This is a genomic window from Candidatus Infernicultor aquiphilus, assembly GCF_002784285.1.
GTDB classification, from domain to species: Bacteria; Atribacterota; Phoenicimicrobiia; order Phoenicimicrobiales; family Phoenicimicrobiaceae; genus Infernicultor; species Infernicultor aquiphilus.
This window is the reverse complement of the sequence record NZ_PFKO01000338.1, coordinates 1-11441: the sequence shown is the minus strand read 5'-3', so window position 1 is coordinate 11441 and position 11441 is coordinate 1. Positions and strand designations below refer to the sequence as shown.

At 29.1% G+C, this 11441-nt stretch carries 12 protein-coding genes and 1 tRNA gene; all 13 read left to right on the top strand.

Translation table 11 applies throughout. The features are described 5' to 3' along the window. The first annotated feature begins 193 nt into the window (after window positions 1-193). The 13 genes from COZ07_RS09470 to COZ07_RS09410 all read left to right on the top strand — a co-directional run bounded on the left by COZ07_RS09470 (window position 194) and on the right by COZ07_RS09410 (window position 11027). Complete coding sequence (locus COZ07_RS09470; RefSeq protein WP_406608319.1) at window positions 194-670, top strand: V-type ATP synthase subunit K; 477 nt, start codon at window positions 194-196, stop codon at window positions 668-670. A 15-nt stretch (window positions 671-685) separates the two neighbouring features. Further along, complete coding sequence (locus COZ07_RS09465; RefSeq protein ID WP_406608318.1) at window positions 686-1282, top strand: V-type ATP synthase subunit E; 597 nt, start codon at window positions 686-688, stop codon at window positions 1280-1282. A 50-nt stretch (window positions 1283-1332) separates the two neighbouring features. Further along, window positions 1333-2388 carry a V-type ATPase subunit gene (locus COZ07_RS09460; protein WP_406608317.1) on the top strand — a complete coding sequence of 352 codons (1056 nt, stop codon included), beginning with the start codon at window positions 1333-1335 and terminating at the stop codon, window positions 2386-2388. Further along, entirely contained in the window at window positions 2381-2707 is a 327-nt protein-coding gene (locus tag COZ07_RS09455; protein ID WP_406608316.1) for a V-type ATP synthase subunit F, read from the top strand. The genes COZ07_RS09460 and COZ07_RS09455 overlap by 8 nt, the downstream gene beginning before the upstream one ends. Further along, window positions 2707-4461 (top strand): V-type ATP synthase subunit A, encoded by a 1755-nt coding sequence (locus COZ07_RS09450; RefSeq protein ID WP_406608315.1) that lies wholly within the window; start codon window positions 2707-2709, stop codon window positions 4459-4461. Before COZ07_RS09455 ends, COZ07_RS09450 begins: the two co-directional genes overlap by 1 nt. A gap of 25 nt (window positions 4462-4486) precedes the next feature. After that, the gene (locus COZ07_RS09445) at window positions 4487-5896 is read left to right on the top strand and encodes a V-type ATP synthase subunit B (RefSeq protein WP_406608314.1); all 1410 of its coding nucleotides are present in this window, start codon (window positions 4487-4489) and stop codon (window positions 5894-5896) included. Beyond that, entirely contained in the window at window positions 5880-6497 is a 618-nt protein-coding gene (locus COZ07_RS09440; RefSeq protein WP_406608313.1) for a V-type ATP synthase subunit D, read from the top strand. Before COZ07_RS09445 ends, COZ07_RS09440 begins: the two co-directional genes overlap by 17 nt. Window positions 6498-6588: 91 nt before the next feature. Then, entirely contained in the window at window positions 6589-7323 is a 735-nt protein-coding gene (locus COZ07_RS09435; RefSeq protein WP_406608312.1) for a metallophosphoesterase, read from the top strand. Between the two features lie 9 nt (window positions 7324-7332). After that, window positions 7333-7406: transfer RNA gene (locus COZ07_RS09430), tRNA-Arg, on the top strand. Between the two features lie 44 nt (window positions 7407-7450). Next, on the top strand, window positions 7451-8059 hold the full coding sequence (locus COZ07_RS09425; RefSeq protein WP_406608311.1) for a 1-acyl-sn-glycerol-3-phosphate acyltransferase: 609 nt from the start codon (window positions 7451-7453) through the stop codon (window positions 8057-8059). 52 nt (window positions 8060-8111) lie between these two features. Next, complete coding sequence (locus COZ07_RS09420) at window positions 8112-9530, top strand: NHL repeat-containing protein (RefSeq protein ID WP_406608310.1); 1419 nt, start codon at window positions 8112-8114, stop codon at window positions 9528-9530. 68 nt (window positions 9531-9598) lie between these two features. Then, window positions 9599-10468, top strand: a complete 870-nt coding sequence (gene amrB, locus COZ07_RS09415; RefSeq protein ID WP_406608309.1) for an AmmeMemoRadiSam system protein B — start codon at window positions 9599-9601, stop codon at window positions 10466-10468. A gap of 217 nt (window positions 10469-10685) precedes the next feature. After that, on the top strand, window positions 10686-11027 hold the full coding sequence (locus tag COZ07_RS09410) for an Mth938-like domain-containing protein (protein WP_406608308.1): 342 nt from the start codon (window positions 10686-10688) through the stop codon (window positions 11025-11027). The last annotated feature ends 414 nt before the right edge of the window (window positions 11028-11441 follow it).

Genomic DNA, 11441 nt, shown 5'->3' with positions numbered 1-11441 from the left:
TTAAGGTTCACGATGTGTTGATATTTTTAAGTTCACGATGTGTTGATATTTGTCAGTTAGCAGATAGTAATCCGTATCGAGTATCGAGTATCGCGTGAGAAAAATAAGAGTTTAGGAGTAGAGACACAATTAAAAATTCAAGTAGAGAAATTTATTAGTTAAAACTAACATTAATTAGAAATAGGAGGAAAATATGATTACACAAGGAATAGTAATGGCATTTTTAGGTTCTGCAATAGCTATCGGATTAGCTTGTTCTGGCTCTGGTATGGGAGTTGGTATAGCTGGAGCTGCTGCTGAAGGAGTGTTAACTGAAGAACCAGAAAAATTTGGTCTAATGTTATTTTTGTCAGCCATCCCAGGCACTCAGGGCATTTATGGTTTATTAGTTGGGTTTTGGGTTTTAATGAAAACTGGTATTTTTGCAGGCGTACCATTACCCTTAACCTTAAATCAAGGATGGCAAATATTTTTTGCCTGTATACCTGTAGGAGTAGTAGGCTTTTTTTCTGGGTGGTATCAAGGAAAAACTGCTGCTGCAGCCATAGGATTAGTTGCCAGAAATCCAGAAGAGGTTGGCAAAGCCACAGTAATGGTTGCTATGGTAGAAACCTATGCAGTATTTTCTTTATTGGCTTCATTGTTACTTTTTAATGGAATAAATTTGTAAAAGGAAGACTATTATATGACCATTAAAGATATAAACGAAAAAATTATATCTGATGCTCAGATTCAAGCAGATAAAATTATTACTCAAGCTGAAGATAAAACTAAGGAAATTATCAAAAAAGGCAAAGAAGAAGCAGATAATATTAAAAATATAATATTGGGTAAAAACAATCAAGAAGCATCTCTAAAAAAGAATAAAATATTGACTGAGGCTAATTTAGAAGCAAGAAAAACTATTTTATTAGAAAAACAAAAAATTATGGAAGGTGCTTTTAACAAAGCTTTAGAAAGTATCTTAAAATTAGATGATAAAGATTATCACAATTTTATAAAAAAGTTAATATTAGATAATATTGAAAAAGGCAATGAAACTATTTTTATTGCTTCTTCAGATAAAAATAAAATATCTAAAGATTTTATAGAAGATATAAATAAAACATTGGAAGTTAAAGATAAGAAGGGTGAATTAAAATTATCCACTTCTTATCTTCCGATACAAGGTGGAGTAATTATTGGTTCTGGTAAGGTAAGAAAAAATATTTCATTGGAATTATTATTAAAAAAAGTTAGAGAAGAATCTGAAATTGAAATAGGTAAATATTTATTTGCTTAATATTTTTAAAGCAATGCTTTTTATATAATTTGAATGGGGAAGGATGATTAATGTTTAAATACTTTACAGCAGATACTAACAATCAAGAAGAATATGCCTTTGCTAATGGAAGGATTAAAAAATTAGAAAAGGGATTATTAACTAAAGATTTATTAGATAGAATGATAAAATCAACTGATACTATATCTGCGATAAAAATTTTAATGGAAGGTAATTTAAATAATTATTCCTTTGACCTTAATAATCCTGAAAATTATGAAGATTCATTAAATCGAGAATTATTATCTAGTTACAATATCATAAAAGATATTTCTAAAGTTTCTACTTTTAATTTTCTATATTTCACATTTGCTTCTAAATATGATTTTCATAATATCAAAATACTTATAAAATCGAAATATTTAAAAGAAGACGTTTCTGATAAATTAATATCACCAATTGGTACCATAAATATAAAAAAACTTAATTTAGCGATTATAGACGAAAAATATGAAGATCTTCCTAATTCTTTTGAATTTTTAATTAAAAAAATATTTTTAGAATATAGTAAATTTAAAGACCCAGAGATAATAGATTTCATTCTAGATAAAGAAAGATATGTTATGATATTTAATAAAATTAAAGAGGTTGAAGTGATAGAGACAGAGGAAAATTTTTTAAAAAGGTTTATTAAAATAAATATAGATCTTAATAATATAATTAGTTCTATTAGAGCAAAAATAAGGGGAGAAGAAAAAATATTCTTAAAAAATTTTTTAATTAGCGAAGGTGATTTTAATATAAAAAACATAGTAGCAGTTTATGATTCACCGTTGTCTTCTTGGCCTGAAAAGTTAGTTTATACTGATTATAAAAATGTAATTGAATTAGGCATAAAATATTTTCAAAAAAATAATTCCTTAATGGAATTAGAAAAGTTAAGAGATAATTTTATTATTAATTTTACTAAAGTAGGAAAATTAATTACCTTTGGGATAGAACCTTTAGTAGGATTTATGGTAGCTAAAGAAAATGATATAAAAAATATTAGAATAATTTTATCAGGTAAGTTAAATAAATTACTTCCCAGTACCATTAAAGAAAGTGTTCGTGATACTTATGTATAATATTGCTATGATAGGGAATAGAGATTCAATTATCGGTTTTAAATTATTAGGTATCTCAATTTTCCCAGTAAGCAAAAAAGAAGAAACTATAGAAATATTAAACAAAATAGTAAAAGAGAAATATGCAGCAGTATTTATAACTGAGGAAATAGCCATTCAAATATTTGAAAAAATAGAGGAATTACAAAAAAATAGTCTGCTCAGTTTCACTATAATTCCAAATAAGTTTGAAAAGAAAAACTTAGGATTAAAAATATTAGAAAAAAATATAGAAAAGGCAATTGGAACAGATATTTTATTTAGAAAAGAGGAAGAATAATGGAAACAGGAAAAATTATTAAAGTAGCAGGTCCAGTAGTTGAAGCTGAAGGTCTACGAGGCGCAAAAATGTATGATGTTGTAAAAGTAAGTAATCAAAAATTAATCGGTGAAATAATTGAACTTGCTAAGGATTTAGTAACCATACAAGTTTATGAAGAAACCTCTGGCATTGGTCCTGGAGAACCTGTCTTTTCTACTGGTATGCCTTTAAGTGTAGAATTAGGTCCTGGGTTAATTAAATCAATTTATGATGGAATTCAGAGACCTTTAGATTTAATTAGATTATCTAAGGGAGATTTTATTAGCCGGGGTGCTGAAGAAGATGCAATTAATAGAAAAAAGAAGTGGGATTTTGAGCCAGTTCTTAAAAAAGGAGATAAAGTAATTTCTGGAGATATTATTGGAACTGTTCAGGAAAGTAGTATTATCCAACATAAAATAATGATTCCATATGGAATCCAGGGTGAAATTGAAGAAATATATAAGGGTAAATTTACAGTTACTGAAACAATTACCAAAATAAGAGATAGACAAGGATTACTTCAAGAAATAAAAATGTTGCAAAAATGGCCAGTAAGAAAATTGAGGCCTTATAAAGAAAAATTACCTCCTTTTGAACCATTAATAACTGGTCAACGAGTAATTGATACGTTTTTCCCAATTGCGAAGGGAGGGACTGCTTGTATTCCAGGACCTTTTGGTAGTGGGAAAACAGTAATTCAGCATCAGCTTTCTAAGTGGTGTAACGCAGAAATTATTATTTTTATTGGATGTGGCGAGAGAGGGAATGAAATGACTGACGTTTTATTAGAATTTCCTGAATTAATTGATCCCCATACCGGAAAAAGACTAATGGAAAGAACTATCTTAATTGCTAATACTTCGAATATGCCGGTAGCAGCTCGTGAAGCTTCTGTTTATACTGGTATAACTATTGCTGAATACTATAGAGATATGGGTTATAATGTTGCACTTATGGCTGACTCGACTTCTCGTTGGGCAGAAGCAATGCGAGAAATTTCAGGTCGATTAGAAGAAATGCCAGGCGAAGAAGGTTACCCTGCTTATTTAGGGACTAGAATTTCTAGCTTTTATGAAAGATCAGGTAGAGTAAAATGTTTAAGTAATGATGATAGGGAAGCAACTTTAAGTGTCATCGGAGCTGTATCACCTCCGGGGGGAGATTTATCTGAACCAGTTACTCAAAATACCTTGCGTACAGTGCAAGTTTTTTGGAGTTTGCAAGATAAGTTAGCTTATGAAAGGCATTTTCCAGCGATTGATTGGTTAACTAGTTACTCCCTTTATTTATCTCAGTTATCTGAATTTTATGAAAAGGAAATTAATAAAGATTTTATAGAACTACGTAATAAATCTATGGGGATTCTTCAACAAGAAGCAGAATTAGAAGAAATTGTAAGATTAGTTGGAGTTGATGCCTTATCAACTCATGAAAGATTAATATTAGAAACAGCGAGATCAATTAGAGAAGATTTTCTTCATCAAGATGCTTTTGACGAAATAGATACCTATACTTCTGTAAAAAAACAATTTTTAATGTTAAAATTAATTATTTTATTCCATGAGACTGCAGAAAAAGTAATTGTACAAGGTGTAAATATAGAAAAAATCAATTCCCTACCGGTTAAAAGTAATATAATAAGAGCTAAATATATTAAAGAAAATAATCTAAAAAAATTTAGTGAAATTGAAAAAGAAATAATATGTCAAATTAATTCAACAACCACTTAAAGGGAAGGAGAAAATATAGAAAAAAATGATTAAGGAATATTTAACCATATCTTATGTAGCTGGTCCTTTAATAATAGTTGAAAAAACAACAGATGTTAAGTATCAAGAATTAGTTGAAATAGAATTATCTTCTGGGGAAATTAGAAGAGGACAGGTACTTGAAGTGACTGAAGATAAAGCAATTGTTCAAGTATTTGAAGGAACAACAGGTATCGATGTCTCCGATAGTAAAGTTCGCTTTTTAGGAAAAGTAATAGAGCTACCTGTTTCATTAGATATTTTGGGTAGAATATTTGATGGTTCTGGTAGGCCGATAGATAATGGACCTCAAATAATTGCAGAAAAAAAATTAGATATAAATGGTAATCCCCTTAATCCTTATGCTCGAGACTATCCCAACGATTTTATACAAACTGGGATTTCTTCTATCGATGTCTTAAATACGTTAGTTAGAGGACAGAAATTACCTATTTTTTCTGGCGCCGGGTTGCCCCATGCCAGACTTGCTTCTCAGATTGCTCGACAGTCAAAAGTATTAGGTAAGGAAGAAAAATTTGCCGTAGTTTTCGCTGCTATGGGGATAACCTTTGAAGAAGCAAGTTTTTTTATAAATGATTTTAGAAGAACCGGAGCGATAGAAAAGTGTGTTATGTTTATTAATTTAGCGAATAACCCAGCAGTGGAGAGAATTATAACTCCCCGGATGGCTCTAACTTGTGCAGAATATTTAGCATTTGAAAAAAATATGCATGTTTTGGTAATACTAACTGATATGACTAATTATTGTGAGGCTTTAAGGGAAGTATCAGCAGCTAGAAAAGAAGTTCCGGGAAGACGTGGTTATCCTGGTTATTTGTATACAGATTTAGCTACACTTTATGAAAGAGCAGGGAGAATAAAAGATAAGAAAGGATCAATAACCTTAATTCCAATTTTAACTATGCCTGAAGATGACAAAACACATCCTATCCCAGATTTAACCGGTTATATCACAGAAGGTCAGATAATATTATCCAGGGAACTTCATCATAAAGGAATTTACCCACCCATAAATGTATTACCATCTTTGTCTCGTTTAAAAGATAAAGGTATAGGGTTAAATAAAACTCGCGAAGATCACGCAAATGTAATGAATCAGCTTTTTGCTTCTTATGCCAGAGGAAAAGAGGTTAAAGAATTAGCTGTAATCTTAGGAGAAGCTGCTCTAACTAAGATTGATAAAAAATATGTAAAATTTGCAGATAAATTTGAAGAATTATTTATTAAACAAAGTGAAGATGAAAATAGGTCTATTGAAGAGAGTTTAAATGTAGGGTGGCAATTATTAACTATCCTGCCAATAGAAGAACTAAAAAGAATAAAGGATGAATTTATTAAAAAGTATCTACCAAAAGATACATTAAAGGACGAAAAGATAAATGCTATTACACGTTAATCCTAATCGAATGGAATTAATAAAATTAAAAAAGAGATTGATTGTAGCAAAGCGAGGATACAAGCTTTTAAAGGACAAAAGAGACGCCTTAATTCAAAAATATATTCAATTAGTCAAAGAAGATAAAATAATTAGAGAAGAAGTCGAAGAAAAATTAATGAAAGGTTATTCAATATTTTCTAATGCCACTTCTTTAATGAGCAAAATAACACTTGAGGAAACTTTAATGTTTCCGAAAGCGAAAAGCTTTATTGAAATAGATTTTAAAAATATTATGGGTGTAAATGTTCCAAAATATAAATATATAGGTGAAGGGAATTATTATACCTATAGCTTAATGGAAACAACTGCGGAATTAGACCATGCTTTGCGAAATTTTTATGAAATATTACCTTTAATGTTAAAATTAGCAGAATTAGAAAAAGCAGTTTCCCTTCTAGCTGATGAAATTGAAAAAACTAGAAGACGAGTTAATGCATTAGAATATATATTAATACCTGATTTAGAAAATACCATAAAATTTATTACCATGAAATTGGATGAAATAGCAAGATCTGCAATTTCAGCAATTATGAGAATTAAAGAAATTATAAGAGCTTAATTTAAATAAAAAAACGGCGAGGTATGCGCCGTTTTTTTATTTATAAATCAAATAATAATATCAATGTTTTGAAAAGAAAGTCAAAATAATTATGAAATTTGGAATAATATCAGATATTCATAGTAATTCCGAAGCATTAGATTGTACATTAAATAATATGGGAAAAGTTGATGAATTTATTTGTTTAGGAGATATTGTTGGTTATGGGGCGGATCCTAATTATTGCATTAAAAAGATAAAAGATTTAAACTGTAGGTGTATAGGTGGAAATCATGATTTTGCAGTTATAGGAAAATTAGATATAAATTATTTTAATGATGCGGCAAGAAAAGCAATTTTATGGACCTCTCGAAAGATAGAAGAAAATAATAAAATATTTTTATTAAACCTAAATAAAAAGATTCAAGTTATTGAAAATATATTTGCAGTTCATGGAAGTCCTCGTGAACCAATATTTGAATATATTTTAGATAAAAATAGCGCGTATGATATATTTAAGAAATATGATTTCAAAATATATTTTATTGGACATTCCCACTTAGCAGGATGTTTTTCTTTTAATAAAAGCAATAACCAGGTAAACTACACTGATTTTATTAATGGTGGTTACATTGAAATTTTAAAAAATAAAAGGTATATTATTAATTGTGGGAGTGTCGGTCAACCACGTGATGGTAATCCAGATGCAAGTTATGGAATTTATGATACAGAATATAAGGTAGTTAAAATTTATCGAATATCTTATCCAATTTATTTGACTCAAAAAAAAATAATTAATGCAGGGTTACCTAAAATTTTAGCCGATAGACTTAGTTGGGGTAGATAGTATATATATGTGCCCGTGGCTTAATTGGATAAAGCGGCGGCCTCCGGAGCCGTAGACTGGAGGTTCAAATCCTCTCGGGCACACTATTTAATTTTTAGATAATATATGTAAAATTAGGATAAATTATATGTTTTATTGGATAACAAGAGCTATATGTTGGTTATTATTAAAAATATTTTGGCAAATGAAAATAATAGGAAATGAGAATGTACCTAAAAGGGGAGCGTTAATAATTGCTTCGAATCATGTAAGTTACTTAGATCCAATCGTTTTAGCAACATCAATGAAGAGAAAAATTTGTTTTATTGCTAAAAAAGAAGCTTTTAATAATATTTTTGGAAATTTTATACTTAAAAAATTGAATGCCTTTCCTGTGGATAGGGGAAAAAATGATATCCTTGCTGTAAAAAAAGCTATAAATATTTTACAAGCAGGGAAAATATTAGGTGTATTTCCTGAAGGTTCACGTTCATTAAATATTGAATTACAAGAATTAAAATTAGGTGTAATAAAAATTGCTATAAAAACAGGTGTTCCAATCGTACCAGTTGGAATTATTGGTACCCATAAGATATATCCTCGTGGAAAGATTTTACCTGCTTTTTTTAAATATAAAATAATCGTTCATTATGGTAGCCCTATATATCTAAACAAATTAAATTTAAAAGACAAAATATATCATAAAGAATCATTAAATATATTAAGTAATAAAATAAAACAATTAATAATAATATAACATAAATGAGAATATTGATATTTAATAAAAAAATTAGAAGGTGAATAAAACTATGAAAAAATATTATATATTTATTATTATAATTTTTATTATTTTATCACCTATTAATAGTATGGCAAACATTGATTATATTACTATGTTAACTTTTGGTGAATATGGTAACAGGGCAGGTGAATTTAATTATCCGGTTTGCCTGGCACTCGATAAAGATAATAACTTATATGTATCTGATTGGGAAAATGACCGTATACAAAAATTCAGCTCTGAGGGAAGATTACTAAAGGTGATTCCGGATGGGGAAGGGGAGGATGCATTAAAACTTGATGGCCCGGTTGGCTTGGCTCTGGATAGTAACGGAAATATAATCATAGTAGAACAATTTAACCATAGAATCCAGAAAATATCACCGGAAGGTAAATCCTTACTGATGACTGGGAAAGAAGGTAATGGCCCGGGTGAATTTTCGAATCCAAGAGGCATAGCCATAGACAAAGATGATAATATTTATGTTGTAGATACAGGAAATAGTAGGATACAAATATTTTCCCCTACTTTCGAGTATATTAAACAATTTGGGAAAGAAGGTATGGGAGACGGTGAATTTTATTACCCCAGAGGAATTACTTTTGATGAGGAAGGAAATATGTATATTGCCGATACTTTCCATGACCAGGTACAGGTATTTAGTAAAGAAGGCCTATTTTTAAGAAAATTTGGAGAAAGCGGGAGTGAGTTTGGACAATTTAGCGGCACAAGATATATTGCTCTTGATTCAAAAAATAATATATATATCACTGATTACAAAAACGGAAAAGTAGTAAAATATGATAAAGATAATAATTCCGAATTAGAATTTGGTAATGAGTCAGATAGAATTAATCTAAATTCCCCTGAAGGAATTGTTATAGATAACAGGGACTATATTTATGTTGCCGATGCTGGAAATAATAGAATTGTAAAATTCTGCGTATCCCAAATAGTTATTCACAGTAATTTAGGCGATAAATATAGCGAAGAGAACAATTGGGAGAAAGCAATATTAGAATATGAACAAGTCATTTCTATAGATCCATTAAATATAACCGCCCGCGAAGGAATTGCTACTGCTTTTTATGAAAATAAACAATGGGAAGAAGCTATCGAAGCTTATAACTACCTTTATAAAATACATCCGGATGATCAAAAAATAAAATTAAAGATCATTGATTCTCAATTCAATTTAGCTGTAAATGATGAAAAAAAATCACTTTTTAAAGAAGCATCCAGAGAATTTAAGGAAGTATTGAATTTAAATCCTAATTACCCTTCAGCCAAAAAAAGATATTATTTATCTTATGCTAAATATTTATTTTATTCAACTTATTTTAGAGTAATATTTTTATTAATAATTATAGTGATATTTTTTATAATAGCATTACCAAAAATAAAAAAGAAAAAAACCAGTCGACATTCCAAAATAGACAAATATTAAAATAAAATAAATAATAAAGTTTATATATTAAATCTAATAATTTTTAAAAGAGTAGGGGAGGGAATTTTATGGATAAGTTAGAAGTAAGGAAACCTGCCGTTGCAGGTAGTTTCTATAATGCTAATTTAAAATCTTTAAAGAAACAGATTGAAAATTGTTTTTTACATAAAATAGGCCCAGGCAAAATTCCCACAGTAAATCTTCAAGGAGAGAAAAATATTATGGGTTTAATCAGTCCTCACGCTGGTTATATGTATTCAGGACCTGTTGCAGCTAATGGATTTTATAAAATTGCTTTAGATGGTAAGCCTGATACAATTATTATAATAGGTCCTAACCATCGTGGTTTTGGAGAAGATATTTCTATTATGGTTGAAGGAAACTGGGAAACACCTTTAGGTGAATTAGAAATTGATACAAATATTGCAGAAAGCATTTTAAAAAACTCTAAAATAATTAAGGTAGATAGAAAAGCCCATCAATTTGAACATTCTATAGAAGTTCAATTACCATTTATTCAATATATTTTTGGTGAAAAGGTTAAATTTGTACCAATTTGTATGATTCATCAGGATATTAATACAGATATAGAAATTGCTAAATCAATTTGTTCTTCAATAATTAATAAAAATGTTTTAATCATTGCTAGTTCGGACTTTACCCATTATGAACCACAAGAATACGCTATAAACATAGATAAGCAAGCAATAAATGCTATTTTAGATTTTGATCCTAAAAAATTATATGATATGATTTACCAACAGAATTTAACTATGTGTGGCCCTGGTCCAATTACTGTAATGCTTATTGCGTGTGAAACACTAGGTGCAAAAAAAGCTGAATTGCTAAAATATGCTACTTCGGGAGATGTTTCGGGAGATGTTTCGGGAATGTTTGACCAGGTGGTTGGTTATGCTTCTATAATCATCCGAAAATGATGCATATCGATTATAATGTGAATTAGTCGATAGTGAATATTAAAAGTAGTAGGGGGCAGAACTTGTGTCTGCCTGTAGAAGTAGGGGTCGGATTTATCCGACCCGTTTTCATTGCGGATTCTATGAATCGAACTTCTACGGAAAAAGGATATTCCTATACAATTAAATTATATGTTTTTAAAAAAAATAATTATTAAATATATTGAGAAATAATAGCATGATAGAAAATTATCGTTTTGGGAAAATATTAATCAACGGAAAAGAATATAATTCAGACCTTATTATCTTTAAAGATCATATTTATGATAATTGGTGGAGAAAAGAAGGGCACAATCTTTGTATTGATGATGTAAAGGAAATAATAAATAAAAAACCAGATATTTTAATTATTGGAACTGGATTTTATGGTTTAATGAAAGTATCAGAAGATTTAATAAAATACATAAAATCAGCAGGAATTGAACAAGTAATTATTAAAAAGACAAGAGATGCATGTGAGGAGTATAATAAACTTTATAAAAATAAAAATATAATTGCTGCTTTTCATTTAACCTGCTAACCTTCCACCAACCTGCACGTACTTTTTCATTTAAATACCTCCTTAACCCCGGTGTCCTCGACCACCGGGGATCATTTTTTCTAGATAAGTTTTTTAAAAAAGAGGGTTTTTGAAAGATTTGTAGTATAAGGAATATAGTTTAATAATTTATACTCTATCTCAAATTAATTTTTTAAATAATAATATAATTGAGAGGCTTAATATTATTAAAACAGAGGAAGAAATACCTTTTAAAAGTAAATGTTTTGTAATTAGTCACTCTCATAGATTAAATAAAGAAGCTTTTTCTTTGTTAATGAGTGAAAATGCTCCTTTTATTGTAAGTGATATTCAGGAAAGGTCTTTTTTAATTACTATAACAAATAAATCAAGTAGTTGTAATGATATTGCACATTTTGTTGCTTTTTCAGGTGT

Bases quoted from the DNA above. Each gene is read 5' to 3' on its own strand.
- COZ07_RS09470 (WP_406608319.1), top strand. From the start codon at position 194: ATGATTACACAAGGAATAGTAATGGCATTTTTAGGTTCTGCAATAGCT.
- COZ07_RS09465 (WP_406608318.1), top strand. From the start codon at position 686: ATGACCATTAAAGATATAAACGAAAAAATTATATCTGATGCTCAGATT.
- COZ07_RS09460 (WP_406608317.1), top strand. From the start codon at position 1,333: ATGTTTAAATACTTTACAGCAGATACTAACAATCAAGAAGAATATGCC.
- COZ07_RS09455 (WP_406608316.1), top strand. From the start codon at position 2,381: ATGTATAATATTGCTATGATAGGGAATAGAGATTCAATTATCGGTTTT.
- COZ07_RS09450 (WP_406608315.1), top strand. From the start codon at position 2,707: ATGGAAACAGGAAAAATTATTAAAGTAGCAGGTCCAGTAGTTGAAGCT.
- COZ07_RS09445 (WP_406608314.1), top strand. From the start codon at position 4,487: ATGATTAAGGAATATTTAACCATATCTTATGTAGCTGGTCCTTTAATA.
- COZ07_RS09440 (WP_406608313.1), top strand. From the start codon at position 5,880: ATGCTATTACACGTTAATCCTAATCGAATGGAATTAATAAAATTAAAA.
- COZ07_RS09435 (WP_406608312.1), top strand. From the start codon at position 6,589: ATGAAATTTGGAATAATATCAGATATTCATAGTAATTCCGAAGCATTA.
- COZ07_RS09425 (WP_406608311.1), top strand. From the start codon at position 7,451: ATGTTTTATTGGATAACAAGAGCTATATGTTGGTTATTATTAAAAATA.
- COZ07_RS09420 (WP_406608310.1), top strand. From the start codon at position 8,112: ATGAAAAAATATTATATATTTATTATTATAATTTTTATTATTTTATCA.
- amrB (WP_406608309.1), top strand. From the start codon at position 9,599: ATGGATAAGTTAGAAGTAAGGAAACCTGCCGTTGCAGGTAGTTTCTAT.
- COZ07_RS09410 (WP_406608308.1), top strand. From the start codon at position 10,686: ATGATAGAAAATTATCGTTTTGGGAAAATATTAATCAACGGAAAAGAA.